Origin of the sequence: Bordetella bronchialis (assembly GCF_001676705.1) — a bacterium.
In the GTDB taxonomy this organism is placed as follows: Bacteria; Pseudomonadota; Gammaproteobacteria; order Burkholderiales; family Burkholderiaceae_B; genus Bordetella_C; species Bordetella_C bronchialis.
On the sequence record NZ_CP016170.1, the window covers coordinates 1,196,522 to 1,214,159 of the forward strand.

The window sequence follows — 17,638 nt, forward strand, 5'->3', positions numbered from 1 at the left end:
CCCCATGATCCTGATCGTAGAAGACGAACCCAAGCTTGCCGCGCTGCTGACCGACTACCTGCGCGCGGCGCGATACGAAACCGAAGCGCTGGCCGACGGCCGCGAGGCGCTGGCGGCCATACGCCGGGCCAAGCCGGAGCTCGTTCTGCTGGACCTGATGCTGCCCGGCCGCGACGGCCTGGAAGTGTGCCGCGAGCTGCGCACCTTCAGCGACGTGCCGGTCATCATGGTGACGGCCCGCGTGGAGGAAATCGACCGCCTCATCGGCCTGGAAATGGGCGCCGACGACTACATCTGCAAACCGTTCAGCCCGCGCGAGGTAGTCGCCCGCGTCAAGGCCATCCTGCGGCGCGCGCGCAATGGCGGCAACGGCGGACATCACCAGTCGCTGCTGGAGATCCGTCCCGAGCACCATATGGCCACGCTGGACGGCAAACCCCTGGCCTTGACGCCGGTGGAGTTCCGCCTGCTGCAGGCGCTGGCGTCGGCGGAGGGCAAGATCCTCTCGCGCGACGCCCTGCTGAACCACCTGTATGCCGATCATCGCGTGGTCACCGACCGCACGGTCGACAGCCACATCAAGAACCTGCGCCGCAAGTTCGAGGCGGTGCTGCCGGGGCACGACCTGATCCGCTCGATCTACGGCGTGGGCTACAAGCTGGAAATGCACTAGAAGCGGCACGGCGAGCGGCTGGCCGCATGCTGGCGGCATGAGAAAATGCGCCTCATCATGAGCATCTCCACTGTATCCCCCGCTTGCGACATCGACGCGGAACGCCGTTTCGGCGGGCTGGCCCGTCTGTATGGGCCGCGTGCGCCCGAGCGCCTGCGCGCCGCCCGCATCGCGGTGGTGGGGCTGGGCGGCGTGGGCTCCTGGACGGCAGAGGCGCTGGCACGCAGCGGCGTGGGCAGCCTGACGCTGATCGACCTGGATCACATCGCCGAGTCCAATGTCAATCGCCAGATTCATGCGCTGTCGGATACCTTGGGCCAGGCCAAGGTGTCGGCCATGGCGGCTCGCGTGGCGGGCATCAACCCGGAATGCGCGGTCACCCAGGTGGATGACTTCGTCACGCCGGACAACGTCGCGGAATTGCTGGCGGACGACTATGACGCGGTGGTCGACTGCACCGATCAGGCCGCCGCCAAGATCGCCATGATCCTGCATGCCCGCCGGCGTGGCGCCTGGCTGCTGGTGTGCGGCGGCGCGGGCGGCAAGACCGATCCGCTGGCATTGCGCGCCGGGGATCTGTCGCAGGCCTGCAATGACGCCCTGCTTGCCAAGCTGCGCAACAAGCTGCGGCGCGAGCACGGCTATCCCAAGGCATCGGCCCGGGCCGGCAAGGCGCCGGCCCGCACCCCGAAAATGCAGGTGCGGGCGTTGTGGTTCGACCAGCCCGCCATCCTGCCCGCGGCATGGACCGCTGGCGCGGAGTCGGAGGACGATGTGGGCGCCATGGTGCAGCCGCTCGCGCCCCAGGGCCTGTCCTGCGCGGGCTACGGGTCTTCTGTCACCATCACCGCCACCATGGGCATGGCCGCGGCCGACCAGGCCTTGCGCCGTGCCTTGGGGGCGGCCTAGCGGCACGCCGGTTCCGGGGCACGCACCGGTTGGCGTGCTCACGCCGCCATCATCGATGCCCGGTCGGCAGGCGCCCCGTCCAGCGACGTGATCTGGAAAGACAGCTGTGCGGACAATACGGCCAGGTCGTCGTCGATCCGGCGCGCCTCATCGCCGCCGAGGTCATCCAGCGACGGTTGCAGCAGGCCGTCCAGCCTGGCGATCGTGTCGCGCCAGGCGTCCGCGAAGTCCTTGCACTTGCGCGCGTGCGGCGTGTCCGGCGCGATGTCGGCGCGCACGCTTTCCAGGGCATGCAGCATGTGGCGCAGGCGCTCGCGGGTCTCGGCAAGATTGCGCCGCAGGTCGGATATTGCCTGCTGTTCCCGCTCCGCCGCCTCGCGCAGTTCTTCTTCCGGTTCGTTGCCGTCGACGATCCGCTCGTACAAGGCCGCGGGCGTCGTCAGGCCGCACCAGACCTGCCACGGGGTATTGGCCTTCTCGCCGAACAGGGCTTCCGCGCGCTGCGGATACGCCGACATGTGCAGGATGGTGTCGATGCGCGCACTGTCAAGGTCGCTCAGGATCATCTTGGGCACGAGCTGCAGGGCCTCTGGCGGGATAGAGGCATCGCGCAGCCAGCGCGCCACCGCTTCCATCATGGGCTTGTCCAGCCGGTGCCCGAGGCGCGCCTGGTGGCCCTGTGCAAACCATGCGTGCAGGCGGATGGGATCCTGGGCGTGTTCGCGCACGACGTCCTGCGCGAAAGCGGGTGGAAAACCCTGTGCCCAGAACTGGGCGATCAGCGCCTGCTGTTCCACGGGGATGCCTTGCGCGGTCCAGGCGTCGAAGAAGGGAGCCGCGGGAATGGCGCGAAAATGAGGCGGTGCGCCCGCGGCGGCGTCCGTGCCGCGGGTCAGCGCCCAGGCATCCAGCATGCCGGAAGACATCAGCGTGTGGCGCAGCACGTGCGGCGCCAGGATCTGCCTGGACTGCTCCAATCGCGCCGTTTCCTCTTGTCCCATCCGGCGGAAACGGCCGTTGTAGAAGAAAACGCGCTGCAGCGCGTAGGCGTGCAGCGCCTCTTCGTCCGACAGCCCGCGCCTGGCTTGCAGGGTCTGGAACATGGCGTCGCACAGCGGCGCATGCTGTGCGGCGACGCGGTCCATTTCGGCCGCCAGCACTGGCCATTCCACCTTGTCGGCCAGTGACACGAGATAGGCGATATGCTCGAACGGCACCATGTGCTCGGACAGCGCGAGCAGCCTGGCGGGATCCTTGATAAGCGCCAGCTTCCTGGCCGAGTCCTGGTTGCTGCCGGCGACAGTCCAGTCCGCCAGGAGCATGGTCACGGCCTTGGAGCGTTCGACCTGCGCGACTTTCGGCGGCGCGCCGGATTCCGGCGCCCGCGATGCGTGGCCCGGAGCGAGGTTCTGCACACCATGCTCGAAACCGGACCATTCCCGCAGCGCTTCGGGCGTCAGCACGCCGCCATCCAGGAGGGCCATCGCGGCGCGCGAGCACATCGCGTCCAGGCCCAGCTCCCAAAAGGTATAGGAATTCCAGACGTTGACGGTGAAGGCTTCCGCCGGACGGGGCGGCAGCTTGGCAACGTAGGTGGCGACCCGCTCGCGCAGGACTTCGTACGGCAGAACCTGACGCCTGAACGCAAGATCTATGTCCGAGGGGATATCGATGCCGCGTTCCGCGAGGCACTTGAACGGCGAGAGGAAAGTCGCCGGCGTCTCGGCCGGATGGTCGCGCAGATAGTCGCTGGCGAACTCGAGCAGGCCGCGGGGCGCGGCGGGCGAGACATTCGCAGTGCTGGTCCTGATGCCGCTTACCCGGACGACGGCCGTGGCGCTGCCCGTGGGAGTGTCGATGGGAGCGCGCACCGCGAATCGCACCGTCTCGGCGTTGGGGATATTGAAGCTGACGTGCTCGCGCCAAAGCCGTTCCATCCGGCCGAGCTCCGGACTGGCGGCCTTCGCGGGCGCGTCGTCATGCCCCGGCCCACGCGCATCGTCCCGTGCCGGCTTGCCGGCGCAGGGCGTGCCCGACGCAGGCGGGTACAGCAGAGCCGCCAGGCGCATGCCGGTGGAGACCCGTTCGTTATCCAGGATGGCGGAGGCCAGCTTCTGCAAGGCGGCCGGCTGGGTGGCGGCGTCGCGCACGGCATCGACGCGATGCGCGAGGCTTGCCTGTTCGGCGTCGCTCATGGGCGAGGACCCCGCCTGTACCGCCGGTTGCGCGACGACGGACGGCAGGGGGGACGGGAACTGCATCGAGGACGGCATATCTGGCATGGGTGGACTCCATGGAAGCGGAAGTCCACTATGTGCGCGCCGCCCTGTGCGCGTTCCTTGCGCGCCGCCTTCAGGCGCGGGCGCCCAGCCGGAACTCCACGTCCATCCAGCCCCTGAGCGCGTTGGAAAGCCGGATGCGGCTGGCGCGCGGCACGTCGTCCTCGTAAAGGATGCGTTCCCGCACCAGTCCGGCGTCCAGCAGGGCGCCGCGCTGCACGCCGGGCAGGCAGCCGCACGAAACCGGCGGCGTGAACCAGATGCCGCCCATCTGCAGGTACACATTGGTACGGCTGCCTTCGCACAATTCGCCGCGTTCGTTGCAGAACAGCGCATCGAAAATGTCCGGATGGCCGGCCAGCCACGCCGTGATGGCTTCGTACCAGGGACGGTGCGTGGTCTTGTGGCGCAGCAGGACTTCGGCCGAGGACAGGCGCGCGGTCCACAGGCAGACGCCCTGCGGTTGCGGCAAGGGCGGCAGCGCAAACGTGCGCAGGGTCAGCGTGCCGTCGGGATGATGCAGCAGCCGCAGGCGATGCGGACCGGGACCTTGCGCCGCGCCGGCGGCGGTCAGGACCTGGTCGCGGACCTGGCCGGCGTTCCAGGCGTGGCCCAGCGCCGCGCAGGACGATTGCAGGCGTTCGAGATGCCGCTCCAGCAAAGGTATGCGGCCATCCTCGTCCACGCGCATGGTTTCGATCAGGTCGGGACGGTCCGCGGAAGCCGGGGCGTGCAAGGACTGGGGAGGGATCATGCCGGGTCTCGCTCCGGATCGAGTATGCGTGCTTTCCACAGGCATTCCTGCCATTCCGCGTCGGGCTCGGAATCATGCACGATGCCGCCACCCGCGCCGTAGACGCCGCGGCCGGCGGCATCCACCACCAGGGTTCGTATCGCCACATTGAGCGAAAAGTCCCCGTCCGGCGCGAGCCAGCCCACGCTGCCGCAGTATAGGCCGCGCGGGGCGACCTCCGTGTCGCGGATATGGGCCAGTGCGGCGATCTTGGGCGCCCCCGTCACCGAGCCGCAGGGAAACAGCGCGGCCAGCACCTCGCCCAGGCCGGCATGCGGGGCGCGCGCCGTCACGGTGGACGTCATCGTCCATACCGTGGGATAGCGCTCCAGCGTGAACAGGGCATCGACATGGACGCTGCCGGGCCGGGCCAGGCGGCCCAGGTCGTTGCGCAGCAGATCGACGATCATCAGGTTCTCGGCGCGGTTCTTCTCGCTGGCAAGCAGTGCCTGCCCCAGCGCGCGGTCGCGCGCGGGGTCGGCATCGCGCGGGGCGGTTCCCTTCATGGGGCGCGTGGTGAGCAGGTCGCCGCGCCGCTGGACGAACAGCTCCGGCGAAAACGACAGGACGGTACGTTCGCCGTCTTCGATGTAGGCTGCGTGCGCCACCGGATTGCGCGCGGCGATGCGGGTATACAGCGCGCGCCGGTCGCCCCGCACGCGCATGTCCAGCGGCATCGTGTAGTTGACCTGGTAATAGGCGCCGCGGCCGATGCCGTCACGGATGGCCTCGATGCGCGGCAGGTAGCCGGCGCGGTCCAGGCGCGGCGCGATGCCCTGGATGCCGCCGGCCGTGCCGGTGGCCGGCCAGGGCGCTTCCTCGCGCATCGTGTCGAAGACCAGCGCGCGCAGCCGCGGCCGGTCCGCTTCGGCGGATGTCGGCGCATGCGCGCCCGCGGCGGGCGTGCCGGCCGGCTCGGCATTTCCATGGGAAGCGGGCGCGCACGCGGCACGCTCCGGCAGGGGCAGCAGCCATTCGCCCAGCTCGAAGTCCAGCAGCAGCGCGACCCATTTGCCTTGCCGGCGTGCGGCCTCGATGGCCCTCAGGGCCGGCTGCAACTGGGCCGGCGTGCGCGCCTCGATGCGTTCGCCCGCCCCGTCCAGCTGCAATGCCCGCCCGGCCAGGCGGTCTTCGAAACGGCAGAACATCTTCGACCTCTATTGCCGCTCCAGGAACTCGGCCAGTACCCGGCCGGTATGGGAGCGTTCGCGCAGCGCCATGACGTCTTCCGGCGAACCCTGTGCCACCAGCTGGCCGCCGCCGGTGCCGCCTTCGGGCCCCAGGTCCAGCAGCCAGTCGGCTTCGGCGATCACGTCAAGGTTGTGCTCGATCACCACGACCGTGTTGCCGGCTTCCACCAGGCGGTGCAGCACATGGATGAGCTTTTCGACGTCCGCCATGGACAGGCCGACGGTGGGTTCGTCCAGCACATACAGCGTATGCGGCGCGCGCGAGGCGCGTCCAGTGGTGATGACGCCTTCCGTCAGGCGAGCCTTGGAGAGCTCCGTCACCAGCTTGATGCGCTGCGCCTCGCCGCCGGACAGCGTGGGCGAGGGCTGGCCCAGGGTCAGGTAGCCCAGGCCGACATCCTGCATCAGCTGCAGCGGGCGCCGCACCTTGGGATGCGCCTCGAAATAGGCCAGCGCGTCATCCACTTCCATGGACAGGACGTCGCCCGCATGCTTGCCGCGCAGCTGCACCGACAGGGTGTCGGCGTTGAAGCGCGCGCCGTTGCAGGCGTCGCAGGGTACCTTCACGTCCGGCAGGAAGTTCATTTCGATGGTGCGCATGCCCTGGCCTTCGCAGACCGGGCAGCGGCCGTCGCCGGTGTTGAAGGAGAAGCGCGCCGCCGTCCAGCCGCGCATCCGCGCTTCGCGCGTATCGGCGAACTGCTTGCGGACCTCGTCCCAGAAGCCGATGTAGGTGCCCGGGCAGGAACGCGGGGTCTTGCCGATGGGCGTCTGGTCGACTTCCAGCACGCGGTCCAGCACTTCCCAGCCCGCGATGCCGGTGCAGCCTTTCCAGGCGGGCGCCTTGCCCTGCGAGACGGCATGCAGCAGGTTGTCCAGCAGGACCTCGCGCGCCAGGGTGGACTTGCCCGAGCCCGATACGCCGGTGACCACGCTCAGGCGCCCGATGGGCAAGCGGGCCGTGACGTTGCGCAGATTGTGCAGGTGGGCATTGCGGACTTCGATGAAGGCCGTGTCCTTGTCGACGGGCCGGCGGCCTTGCAGCGGGTGGCGCAAGGGTTCGGCCAGATACCGGCCGGTGACCGACTCGGGCGCCGCGATGAGGTCCTGCGCGGTGCCCTGGGCCACGACACGCCCGCCGCGTACGCCGGCGCCCGGACCGATGTCGATGATGTGCGCGGCGCGCCGGATGGTGTCGTCGTCATGCTCGACCACCACCAGGGTGTTGCCGTTGCCTTCTAGCTTGCCCAGTGCATCCAGCAGGATGCGGTTGTCGCGCGGATGCAGGCCGATGGTGGGTTCGTCCAGCACGTAGCAGACCCCCTGCATATTGGAACCCAGCTGCGCGGCCAGCCGGATGCGTTGCGCTTCGCCGCCGGACAGCGTGGGCGCGGAACGGTCCAGCGCGAGGTAGCCCAGACCGACCTCCTGCATGAAGTTCAGCCGGCTGCGGATTTCCTGCAGGATGTCGCGCGCGATTTCGGCTTCGCGGCCGCGCAGCACCAGGCCTTCGAAAAAGCTGTGCGCTTCGCTGACCGCCATGCCGGCCAATTGCGCGATGGAGCGGTCGCGCCAGCGCACCGCCAGGGCGACGCGGTTCAGGCGCTGGCCGTGGCATTCGGGGCAGGTCTGAGCCTCGCCAGCGCCTTCGGTCCAGTAGGCTTCCTCGCCGGTCTGTTCCTCGTCGAACTCCGGGATGACCACGCCCGCGCCGTAGCAGGTGGGGCACCAGCCGTGCTTGGAGTTGTAGGAGAACATGCGCGGATCCAGCTCGGGGAAGCTGACGCCGCTGATGGGGCAGGTGCGCTTGGTGGAAAAGTGCGCCTGTTCCAGCGGGGTGGCGGGATTGTCGCGCAGGTTGTCCAGCGGCCACAGGACGCTCAGCGCCCCCTGGCCGTGTTCCAGGGCCTGTTTCACGGCATCGCGCAGGGCGGCTTCGTTGGCGGCATCCACTTGCACGTCGGCGACCGGCAGTTCGATGGTGTGCTCGCGGTAGCGGTCCAGCCGCGGCCAGGGGCTGACCGGCGTGAAGACGCCGTCCACCCGCAGGTGCGTGTAGCCCTTGCTGCCGGCCCATTTCGCCAGATCGGTGTAGTAGCCCTTGCGCGCGGTGACCAGCGGCGCCAGGATGCCGATGTGCTGGCCGGCGCGCTCGCGCAGGATGCGGGCCACGATCTGGTCGGGCGTCTGCGGTTCCACCGGCACGTTGTAGTCCGGCGAATACTGCACGCCCAGCTTGACGTACAGCAGCCGCAGGAAGTGGTGGATCTCCGTCATGGTGGCCACCGTGGATTTCAATCCGCCGCGGCTGGTGCGCTGGGCGATGGCCACCGTGGGCGGAATGCCGAAGATGGCGTCGACGTCCGGCTTGCCGGCGGGCTGCACGATGGCGCGCGCGTATGCGTTCAGCGACTCCAGGTAGCGCCGCTGTCCTTCGTTGAACAGGATATCGAAGGCCAGGGTGGATTTGCCCGAGCCCGACACGCCGGTGATCACGGTGAACTTGTCGCGCGGGATCTCGACGTTGACGTTCTTCAGGTTGTGCTCGCGCGCGTTGCGGATCTCGATGGCCTGGGCGGCGCGGCGGCGCACCGCCGTCTGCAGCGGCGTGCCGGCATCGCGGGCCTGGCCGTCGCCGCCATCCCGGGACGCCAGCCGGTCGTCACCGCGGTCATCGCCATCGCCGTCGCCATAGGCCAGCGCCGGTTCGGCCACGGCCGTGGCGGCCGCCAGGCGGCCATGGACCGTCGCGGCGGCCGCGGCCTCCGGCACGATGGCGCTTTCGTAGTCGCGCAGGGCCGCCCCGGTGTGGGAGGCCGGATTCTTCATCAGGTCGGCGGGCGTGCCGACGCCGACGAGCAGGCCGCCGGCATCCCCGCCTTCGGGGCCCAGGTCCAGCAGCCAGTCCGCCGCGCGGATCACGTCCAGGTTGTGTTCGATGATCAGCAGCGTGTGGCCGGCAGCCAGCAGCTGGCGGAAGGCGCGCATCAATCGCGCGACGTCGTCGAAATGCAGCCCCGTCGTGGGTTCGTCGAAGAGGAAGAGGCTGCCCTTCTTCGCGACCTTGGCCGAGGAAATCCCGCTGCGCGCGGCTTCCGCCAAGTGCCCCGCCAGCTTCAGGCGCTGTGCTTCGCCGCCGGACAGCGTGGGTACGGGCTGGCCCAGGCGGACGTATTCCAGGCCCACGTCGGCCAGTGGCGCCAGGCCGGTCTGCACGTCGCGCAGGCCCTTGAAGAAGTCCAGCGCTTCGCTGACCGTCATGTCCAGCACTTCGTCTATCGAAGCGCTTTTGCCCAGGTGCTCCACGCGCACCTGCAGGACTTCGCCGCGGAAGCGCTTGCCGTCGCAGTCCGGGCAGCGCAGGTAGACGTCGGACAGGAACTGCATCTCGACGTGTTCGAAGCCGGTGCCGCCGCAGGTCGGGCAGCGGCCTTCGCCGCTGTTGAAGCTGAACATGCCCGCGGTATAGGCGCGTTCCTTGGACAAGGGCGCCTGCGCGAACAGCTTGCGGATGGCGTCGAAGGCGCCGACGTAGCTGGCCGGGTTGGAGCGCGCCGTCTTGCCGATGGGCGCCTGGTCCACCATGACGACGTCGGCGATCTGCTCGGCGCCCAGCAGGCGGGCGTGCGCGCCGGGCGATTCCGACGGCCTGCCCTTGAGTTTCAGCAGCGCGGGATACAGCACGTCCTGCACCAGGGTCGATTTGCCCGACCCCGATACGCCCGTCACGCAGACCAGCCGTCCCAGCGGAATTTCCACCGAGACGTTCTTCAGGTTGTGGGCGTTGACGCCTTCCAGGATCAGGCGCGGCGTATTCGCCGCCACGGGCATGGGCCGTGGCGCCTCCACGCGCTGGCGGCCGCCGAAGTAATCGCCGGTCAGGGTGCGTGCCTCGCGCAGGCGCGCGGGCGTGCCGTCGAACACGATGCGTCCGCCGCGTTCGCCCGGGCCCGGCCCGATGTCGATCACGCGGTCGGCGGCCACCATGACCTGCGGGTCGTGCTCCACCACCACCAGGGTATTGCCGGCATCGCGCAGGCGATGCATGACTTCCACGACGCGGTGCATGTCGCGCGGATGCAGGCCGATGGAGGGCTCGTCCAGCACGAACAGGGTGTTGACCAGCGAGGTGCCCAGCGCGGTGGTCAGGTTGATGCGCTGCACTTCGCCGCCCGACAAGGTGCGGCTCTGCCGGTCCAGCGTCAGGTAGCCCAGTCCCACGTCGCACAGGAACTTCAGGCGCGCGCGCACTTCCGTCAGCAGCAGGTCGGTGGCGGCATCCATCACGCCCACGAAGCGCAGACGGTCGAAGAACAGGCGCACCCGCTCGATGGGCAGCAGCATCAGGTCATGGATGGACAGGCCGTCCAGCAGGTGGAGCAGATCGTCGCTCCAGTTGGCCTGCACCGGCTTGAAGCGCTTGTAGCGGCCGTCGTGGGGCGGAAGCACGGCATCGGCTTCGTCCTTGCTGCCCACGCGCCACAGCAGCGCATCGGGCTTCAGGCGCGAACCCTGGCAGACCGGGCAAGGCGTGTAGCTGCGGTATTTGGACAGCAGCACGCGCACGTGCATTTTGTAGGCCTTGGTCTCCAGCCAGTCGAAGAAACGCTGCACGCCATACCACTGGGTCTTCCATGCCTGGCTGCCGCCCTTGAAGTCCGGGTCGCCGCGCAGTATCCATTCGCGCTGCGCGGGAGTCAGGCTTTTCCAGGGCGCGGACAGGGGCACGCCGGCCTTGGGCGCGTATTTCTGCAGGTCGTCCTGGCACTCCTTGTAGCTGGCGGTCTGCCAGGGCTTGATGGCGCCTTCCAGCAGCGTCTTGTTCTCGTCCGGTACCACCAGGCCGTAGTCGATGCCGATGACGCGCCCGAAGCCGCGGCAGGTTTCGCAGGCGCCCAGCGGCGAGTTGAAGGAGAACGAGCTGGGCAGGGGATCGGTGTATTCGATATCGCAATCCGCGCAATGCAGGCGGTCGCTGTACTTCCAGACCTGCGCGTCGTTGCCGTCGTCGTCCAGCACGTGCACCGACAAATGGCCGGCGCCCATGCGCAAGGCGGTATCCAGGGCTTCCATCGCGCGGTCGCGTTCCACCGAACCGAAGCGGAAGCGGTCCTGCACCACGTGCAGGACGCGCTGCGCCTGCGCGGCATCCTGGGCCGCGCCCTTGGCGGCCTTCCCGCCCTTGGCCTTGCTTTTCCGGTTGCCGGCCGCGCCCTGCGCGGCGGGGGCGGCGACGACGCCCTCCTGCGCGTGCACGCGGGTGTAGCCCTGCTGTTCCAGGAAGCCGCGCACCTCGTCTTCGGTGAAGTTGGCCGGCACCTTGATGGGAAAGGCGATGACCAGGCGGCGATCGTCCGTGCCCGCCGTGCGTTCGGCCAGCGAGCGGAAGATCGACTCGGCGGTGTCGCGGCGTACCGGCAGGCCGCAGCCGCGGCAATACAGGCGCGCGCCGCGCGCGAACAGCAGCTTGAGGTGGTCGTTCAGCTCCGTCATGGTGCCCACGGTGCTGCGGGAACTGCGGACGGGGTTGGTCTGGTCGATGGCGATCGCGGGCAGGATGCCCTCGATGCGGTCGACCTGCGGCTTGTCCATGCGGTCCAGGAACTGGCGCGCGTAGGGAGAGAAGGTTTCGACGTAGCGCCGCTGCCCTTCGGCATACAGGGTATCGAAGGCCAGCGAGCTCTTGCCCGACCCGGATACGCCGGTCACGACGGTGAATTCGCCGGTGGCGAACGATACGTCCAGGTTTTTCAGGTTGTTCTGGCGAGCGCCAACAATGCGGATTTCGGAGGTCATATGCGTATCGTAGCCTGGGCGTCAATAGGGGCCGGGCCATGCCGCGCGCGGGATAAGGGATTAGGCGCCGGCCGCTGAGCCGGCGGCGGGGCAGGCGCACTGGCGATGGGTGGGGGCGTGGCCGGCATTTGCAAGGGCTTACCCGCCGCCCGGGCCTGTGGGATAATCGCGTCTATATTGTGGATAGAATGACCACATTATGGACAGCTCGACCCAGGTGGCCGGTACCGCCGCCTTCTCCAAATTCATGACCGTCCTGCAGGCCGTCGCCGATGCCGCCAGCCCCGTCGCCATGGCGGACCTGGTGCGCGTGTGCGGCTATCCGCGCGGCACGGTCTATCGCATTGTCGCCGCGCTATTGCAGCAGGGCATGATCGCCGAAACGTCCGCCGGCGGCGCGGGCGCCGGCGTGCGCTACGGCCTGGGGCCGCGCCTGCTGCAACTGGCCAGCCGCGCGTGGTCGCAGCTGGACCTGCGCGCCGCACTGGCGGACGACCTGCAATCGCTGCGCGACCAGACGGGCGAAACGGTGCACTTGGCCGTGCCGGCGGGCAGCGAGATGATCTACATCGACAAGCTGGAAGGGCCCGGCCCGGTGCGCATGGCGTCGCGCGTGGGCGGACGGCTGGCCCTGCATTGCACGGCGGCCGGCAAGGCCTACCTGGCCGCCTTGCCCGAGGCGGAAGCGGACGCCATCCTGGCCACGCTGCACCTGGACGCGCGCATGCCCAACACCATCGCGCGGCGCGACGATCTGCGCCAGGAGCTGGCGCGCATCCGCCAGCGCGGCTATTCGGTGGACGACGAAGAAAACGAACGCGGGATCGTCTGCTACAGCGTCGCCATTGCCGGGCAGGGCGGCCGGCCGCTGGCCTGCGTCAGCGTCAGCACGCTGCAGTTCCGCCAGCAGGGCGGCGCGCAATCGCGCTACATCGCGCCCCTTATCCGCCTGCGCGATGCCGCGCAGGCCCGATTCAGCGCCTGGCCGGCCGCCGGCGGCGCGTTTTCCCGAGAGGACACATGAACGCCATGACTTCCCCCCAAGATGCCCGCGCGGACAAACGCCAGGCACTGCTGGCCGCCCGCGTCGTGCCCGTGCTGCGCTATGGCGACGCCGGGACCGCGGCCTATGCCGCCGAGGTCGCCATCGCCGCCGGCTGCACCACGCTGGAATTGACCTGGACCATTCCCGGCGTGCTGGACTTGGTCAAGGCCCTGCGCGACAAGCACGGCGCCCGCCTGCTGCTGGGGCTGGGCACGGTGCTGACAGAGGCCCAGGCGCGCGACGCCCTGGTCGCCGGGGTGGATTTCCTGGTGTCGCCCGGCCTGGTGCCGGAAATGGTGCCGCTGGCGCACGCTGCTTCGGCGCTGTGCCTGCCGGGCGCCTTCACGCCGTCGGAGGTCATCCAGGCCCGGCGCGCCGGCGCCGACCTGGTCAAGATCTTTCCCGCCGAAACGGGCGGGCCCAGCCATCTGGCATCGCTGAAGTCCGTCTTCCCCGATACCGCTTTCTGCCCCACCGGCGGCGTCACGGAAAAAAACATGGGCGACTATTTCAAGGCGGGGGCTTCCCTGGTCGGCATCGGCAGCAACCTGTACGACAAGGCCGCCTTCGCCGCCCGCGACACCGCCGCGCTGGTGGCGCAGATCCAGCGCATCCGCGAGGCCGCCCATGCCTGATTTCGACATCGTGGCGCTGGGCGAGCCGCTGATCGAATTCAACCAGACGCGGCCGGGCCGGCCCGAGTTCCTGCAAGGCCATGGGGGCGACACGTCCAACGCCATCATCGCCGCCGCGCGCCAGGGCGCCCGTTGCGCCTACCTGACGCGCATCGGGGCCGATGTCTTCGGCGAACAACTGATGCAGCTGTGGCGCGACGAAACCGTCGACACCGGCGGTGTCATGATCGATCCGCGCGCGCACACCGGGCTTTATTTCGTCCAGCACGGTCCCGAAGGGCATGTGTTCAGCTATATGCGGGCGGGCTCGGCCGCCAGCCGCATGGCGCCGGAAGACCTGCGGCATGGCATGGTGGAGCGGGCCGCCTTCCTGCATGTCTCCGGCATCAGCCTGGCCATCAGCGCCGGCGCCTGCGATACCGTCTTCGCCGCCATCGAGCGGGCCCGTTCGGCCGGTACCCAGGTGTGCCTGGATTCCAACCTGCGGCTGCGCCTGTGGCCCGTGGACCGCGCCCGCGCCATCCTGAGCGAAGCCATGCGCATGGCGGACATCTTCCTGCCCAGCATGGACGACATGCGGCACCTGACCGGCCATACCGATCCCGCCGGCACGCTGGACTGGATACGCGCGGCCGGCGCGCGCGGAACGGTCGTCCTGAAACTGGGCAGCGAGGGCGCCATCCTGGACGACGGCAATCAGCGCCAGGCGGTCGCCGGCATCACCGTGCAGGCCGTCGATGCCACCGGAGCGGGCGACTGCTTCGCCGGCGCCTTGCTGGCCCGCCGCGCCCGCGGCGACGACTGGGGAACCGCCGTGCGCTATGCCAATGCCGCGGCCGCCCTGTCCACCCAGGGATACGGCGCCGTCCAGCCGCTGCCGACGGCGGCCCAGGTGCGGGCTTTCCTGGCTGGCAATCAATCCGGGCAGTAGGCGACGGGCGGTCGCAGCTTGGCGGTCCGCTTTGGCGCCCCGCGACCGCGCGGCGCAGGGCCAGGCAAGCAGGGGTGGGCAAGCAGGGCACGACACGCTCAGGCAGGCGATGCGGTGTCGCCCTGCCGCCCGGGCGCGAGCTCACAAAAACAGGTAGAATACCGGGTTTCCCTGATTTGGCGCCGACGGAATCCCGCTGGGCGCGACCTGGGACCGGGAAGCGGTGGAAGCGGTGGAAGCGGATTCGATGCGTGGGGTATCCCCCGCCGCCGCGAAGCCGCCCCATCCTTTGAACCCCACCGGCTTCACACCCGGGACTTTAAACCCGCCGGCTTTGAACCCCGGACCGTAGATTGGAGAACCGTCATGGCTGAACGCAAACGCGTGCGTCGCAACACCCTGGAACGCCGTTGCCTGGGCAAGGCTTTCAAGCGCCTCTTCGTGAACTCGCCCAAGGGCGTTTTCAAGATGCTGGAAAAGATCAAGCGCGCCTGATAGCCGCCTCGATCCGCCGCCGCGCTTCACATCGCGGGCAGGCACGAAAACCGCCGGTCATTGCACATTGCCGGCGGTTTTTTTATCTATCGCGGTTTCGGTTTCTCATGCCGCGTCGCCATTGGCGGGCGCCAGCCGGGGAATGATGAAATCCATGAAGGCGCGCGTCTTGGCCGGCAGGATGCGCGAGGGAAACACGGCATAGACGGGCAGGGGGGCGGCCGACCATTCCGGCAGTACCCGGTGCAGCGTATGGTCCTTCGAAATGCGCCCGTGGGTGGCCGCATATACCGGCAGCGGCGCGATGCCCAGCCCCATGCTGGCGAAGTCGCTCAGCAAGCCCATATTGTTGGCCATGATCCGGCCATACACCGGTATCCGCTCGACGACGCCGTCGCGGCTCAGCACCCAGGTCGAACTCATTTCGCTGGAGCCGCTGCGCAGGCATTCGAAGCGCGGCAGGTCGGCCGGCGTGGCGGGCTCGCCATGCCGGGCGATGTACTCCTGGGACGCATACAGATTGCGCCGCAGGGTCATCACTTCGCGCACCTCCATGCCGTCGGCGGAACCGGGCTCGCCAAAGCGCAGCATGACATCGAAGGGCGCCGCGTTCGGGTCGGCCGCGCGCAGGCTCAGGTCGAGCTCGCATTCGATCTCGGGGTACTCGTCCGTGAAGGCATGCAGCGATTCGGCCATCAGCAGCATGGCCAGGCTATTGGGCAGGCAGACGGTCAGCTTGCCTTCCGGCCGCGCCGCGCGCGAAAACAGCTGCTCGTGCGCGAAGCGGGCTTCGTCCACCAGGCCCTGGCAGCGCTCGAAATACTGGGCGCCCGCCTCGGTCAGGTCCAGCCGGCGGGTATTGCGGTTCAACAGCCGCATCCCCACGGCGCGTTCCAGCTCGCTGATGCGGCGCGACAGCGTGGACGTGGGAATGCTCAAGGCCCGCGCCGCCAGGCTGAAGCTCTTGCGGCGCGAGACCTCTACGAAAAGCGCGATGTCGTTCAGTTGAACCGTGGCAGCGTCCATACAGGTTCCGTGCGTATCGGCCGAGTGTGCCGTAAGAATGCGCCGAATTTTACTGCTCAGCCGGGCGCGCCGAGATAGGCTTCCATCACAGCGGGGTCATGCCGCACCTGGGCGGGTGTGCCCTCGGCGATTTTCTGGCCGAAGTCCATCACCAGCACGCGGTCCGCCAACCCCATGACGAACTCCATATCGTGTTCCACCAGCAGGATGGCCATGCCGCCGGCGCGCAGCTTCGCCAGCAGCGCGGCAAGCTCGCGCTTTTCCTGGTAGCGCAGGCCAGCCGCGGGCTCGTCCAGCAGCAGCAGGCAGGGGTCGGCCGCCAGCGCCCGCGCGACTTCCAGGATGCGTTGCCGGCCCAGCGGCAGGCTGCCCGCCGGGTCGTGCATGTGCGCGCCCAGTCCCACGCGCTCCACCTGGCGGGCGGCCTCGGCCAGCAGGCGGGCTTCCTCGCGGCGGTCGGCGCGCCAGGCCGAGGCGCAGATGCCATGCGTGCCGCGCGGATGCGCGCCCAGCGCCACGTTGTCCAGGACGCTCATCCGGGACAGCAGCCGCACGTGCTGGAACGTCCGGCTCATGCCCAGCATCGCGATATGGCGCGCCCCGCGTCCGGCCACGGATTCGCCCTGGAACAGGATGGAGCCGGACGTCGGCGTATCGATGCCCGACAGGAGGTTGAACAAGGTGCTCTTGCCCGCGCCATTGGGGCCGATCACGGCGACGATCTGGCCGGCTTCCACGGCCAGGCCGATGCCGTCGTTCGCCACCAGGCCGCCGAAGCGCCGCGTCAGCCCTCGGGCTTCCAGCACGACGTCGCCGCGGGGCGGCAGCGGCCGGCGCGGCAGCGGCTCGGCCGACATATTGATGCGCCGCGCTTCGCGTGCCAGCGGCAGCCGTTGCGCGATGGCCGGCCACAGCCCGCCGCGCGCCCGGTGCAGCAGCAGGACCATGCCGAAGCCGAACACGATGATCTCGAAGTTGCCGTTCTGTCCCAGCAGGCCGGGCAGCCAGTCCTGCAGCCACTGGTTGGCCAGCGTGAAGACGCCGGCCCCCGCCAGGGCGCCCCACACATGCGAGACGCCGCCGATCACCGCCATGAACAGGTATTCGATGCCGCGCTGCAGTCCGAAGGGCGTGGGATTCACGAAACGCTGCATGTGCGCGTACAGCCAGCCTGCCGCGCAGGCCTGCAGGGCCGCGATGATGAAGAGGGCCGCGCGTGCGCGCGTGGTGTCCACGCCCATTGCCTCCGCCATGACGCGGCCGCCGCGCAGCGCGCGCATGGCGCGGCCCTGGCGCGAGTCCAGCAGGTTGCGCGTGGTCCATATGGCCAGCAGCAGGAATAGCCAGATCAGGTAGTAGATGCCGCGGTCGCCCAGCGCCCAGCCGGCGATGCGGATCGGCGGGATGTTGCCGATGCCGCTGAAGCCGCCCAGGCCCGGCACGGCCGCGAAGGCGAAATACAGGCCCAGGCCCCAGGCGATGGTGCCCAGCGGCAGGAAGTGTCCCGACAGGCGCAGCGTGATCGCGCCCAGCACCGCCGCCAGCGCGAACGTCAGCAGCAGCCCGGCCAGCAGGGACAGCCATGGCGTGGCGCCCAGCCATGCCAGCCAGGCGGGCAGTTCGGCGGCTCGCGTGGACAGCAGCGCGGCCGTGTACGCGCCCACGCCGACGAAGGCGGCCTGGCCGAAGCTGGTCAGGCCGGCGATCCCGGTCAGCAGCACCAGGCCCAGCGCCGCCAGCGCGCCCAGGCCGATGTTGTCCAGCAGGCTGATATAGAAAGGCGGCAGCAGCCAGGGCGCCCCGGCCAGCGCCGCCAGGAAAACGGCCAGCATCCGCCGCGGCGTCAGCAGATCGCGCATGGCGGCT

At 69.2% G+C, this 17,638-nt stretch carries 12 protein-coding genes; 6 read left to right on the plus strand and 6 right to left on the minus strand.

The window, feature by feature from the left end; genetic code table 11:
* Positions 1–4 precede the first annotated feature (4 nt).
* Together BAU06_RS05310 and BAU06_RS05315 are read left to right on the plus strand one after the other, a co-directional pair.
* Positions 5–673 (plus strand): response regulator, encoded by a 669-nt coding sequence (locus tag BAU06_RS05310; RefSeq protein ID WP_066345219.1) that lies wholly within the window; start codon positions 5–7, stop codon positions 671–673.
* Positions 674–730: 57 nt separating this feature from the next.
* Positions 731–1,582, plus strand: a complete 852-nt coding sequence (locus BAU06_RS05315) for a tRNA threonylcarbamoyladenosine dehydratase (protein WP_066358120.1) — start codon at positions 731–733, stop codon at positions 1,580–1,582.
* Positions 1,583–1,620: 38 nt separating this feature from the next.
* On the opposite strand, the gene BAU06_RS05320 is transcribed toward BAU06_RS05315, so the two are convergent.
* The 4 genes from BAU06_RS05320 to uvrA form a co-directional block, all read right to left on the minus strand.
* On the minus strand, positions 1,621–3,864 hold the full coding sequence (locus BAU06_RS05320; protein ID WP_156770155.1) for a hypothetical protein: 2,244 nt from the start codon (positions 3,862–3,864) through the stop codon (positions 1,621–1,623).
* A gap of 70 nt (positions 3,865–3,934) precedes the next feature.
* On the minus strand, positions 3,935–4,615 hold the full coding sequence (locus tag BAU06_RS05325; protein WP_066345226.1) for an aminotransferase class IV family protein: 681 nt from the start codon (positions 4,613–4,615) through the stop codon (positions 3,935–3,937).
* Positions 4,612–5,802 carry an aminodeoxychorismate synthase component I gene (locus BAU06_RS05330; protein ID WP_066345230.1) on the minus strand — a complete coding sequence of 397 codons (1,191 nt, stop codon included), beginning with the start codon at positions 5,800–5,802 and terminating at the stop codon, positions 4,612–4,614. The genes BAU06_RS05325 and BAU06_RS05330 overlap by 4 nt, the downstream gene beginning before the upstream one ends.
* Before the next feature lie 9 nt (positions 5,803–5,811).
* Entirely contained in the window at positions 5,812–11,640 is a 5,829-nt protein-coding gene (gene uvrA, locus BAU06_RS05335) for an excinuclease ABC subunit UvrA (protein ID WP_066345233.1), read from the minus strand.
* Between the two features lie 199 nt (positions 11,641–11,839).
* Between uvrA and BAU06_RS05340 the strand changes: the two genes are divergently transcribed.
* The 4 genes from BAU06_RS05340 (at position 11,840) to BAU06_RS27200 (ending at position 14,746) form a co-directional block, all read left to right on the plus strand.
* Positions 11,840–12,664, plus strand: a complete 825-nt coding sequence (locus BAU06_RS05340) for an IclR family transcriptional regulator (protein WP_066345234.1) — start codon at positions 11,840–11,842, stop codon at positions 12,662–12,664.
* A 5-nt stretch (positions 12,665–12,669) separates the two neighbouring features.
* On the plus strand, positions 12,670–13,320 hold the full coding sequence (locus tag BAU06_RS05345; protein ID WP_066358128.1) for a bifunctional 4-hydroxy-2-oxoglutarate aldolase/2-dehydro-3-deoxy-phosphogluconate aldolase: 651 nt from the start codon (positions 12,670–12,672) through the stop codon (positions 13,318–13,320).
* Positions 13,313–14,251, plus strand: a complete 939-nt coding sequence (locus BAU06_RS05350) for a sugar kinase (RefSeq protein WP_066345236.1) — start codon at positions 13,313–13,315, stop codon at positions 14,249–14,251. The genes BAU06_RS05345 and BAU06_RS05350 overlap by 8 nt, the downstream gene beginning before the upstream one ends.
* A 366-nt stretch (positions 14,252–14,617) precedes the next feature.
* The gene (locus tag BAU06_RS27200) at positions 14,618–14,746 is read left to right on the plus strand and encodes a hypothetical protein (protein WP_254925996.1); all 129 of its coding nucleotides are present in this window, start codon (positions 14,618–14,620) and stop codon (positions 14,744–14,746) included.
* A gap of 105 nt (positions 14,747–14,851) precedes the next feature.
* On the opposite strand, the gene BAU06_RS05355 is transcribed toward BAU06_RS27200, so the two are convergent.
* On the minus strand, positions 14,852–15,772 hold the full coding sequence (locus BAU06_RS05355; protein WP_066345238.1) for a LysR family transcriptional regulator: 921 nt from the start codon (positions 15,770–15,772) through the stop codon (positions 14,852–14,854).
* Between the two features lie 56 nt (positions 15,773–15,828).
* Positions 15,829–17,631 (minus strand): branched-chain amino acid ABC transporter ATP-binding protein/permease, encoded by a 1,803-nt coding sequence (locus BAU06_RS05360; protein WP_082993529.1) that lies wholly within the window; start codon positions 17,629–17,631, stop codon positions 15,829–15,831.
* Positions 17,632–17,638 lie beyond the last annotated feature (7 nt).

Bases quoted from the DNA above. Each gene is read 5' to 3' on its own strand.
- BAU06_RS05310 (WP_066345219.1), top strand. From the start codon at position 5: ATGATCCTGATCGTAGAAGACGAACCCAAGCTTGCCGCGCTGCTGACC.
- BAU06_RS05315 (WP_066358120.1), top strand. From the start codon at position 731: ATGAGCATCTCCACTGTATCCCCCGCTTGCGACATCGACGCGGAACGC.
- BAU06_RS05320 (WP_156770155.1), bottom strand. From the start codon at position 3,864: ATGCCAGATATGCCGTCCTCGATGCAGTTCCCGTCCCCCCTGCCGTCC.
- BAU06_RS05325 (WP_066345226.1), bottom strand. From the start codon at position 4,615: ATGATCCCTCCCCAGTCCTTGCACGCCCCGGCTTCCGCGGACCGTCCC.
- BAU06_RS05330 (WP_066345230.1), bottom strand. From the start codon at position 5,802: ATGTTCTGCCGTTTCGAAGACCGCCTGGCCGGGCGGGCATTGCAGCTG.
- uvrA (WP_066345233.1), bottom strand. From the start codon at position 11,640: ATGACCTCCGAAATCCGCATTGTTGGCGCTCGCCAGAACAACCTGAAA.
- BAU06_RS05340 (WP_066345234.1), top strand. From the start codon at position 11,840: ATGGACAGCTCGACCCAGGTGGCCGGTACCGCCGCCTTCTCCAAATTC.
- BAU06_RS05345 (WP_066358128.1), top strand. From the start codon at position 12,670: ATGACTTCCCCCCAAGATGCCCGCGCGGACAAACGCCAGGCACTGCTG.
- BAU06_RS05350 (WP_066345236.1), top strand. From the start codon at position 13,313: ATGCCTGATTTCGACATCGTGGCGCTGGGCGAGCCGCTGATCGAATTC.
- BAU06_RS27200 (WP_254925996.1), top strand. From the start codon at position 14,618: ATGGCTGAACGCAAACGCGTGCGTCGCAACACCCTGGAACGCCGTTGC.
- BAU06_RS05355 (WP_066345238.1), bottom strand. From the start codon at position 15,772: ATGGACGCTGCCACGGTTCAACTGAACGACATCGCGCTTTTCGTAGAG.
- BAU06_RS05360 (WP_082993529.1), bottom strand. From the start codon at position 17,631: ATGCGCGATCTGCTGACGCCGCGGCGGATGCTGGCCGTTTTCCTGGCG.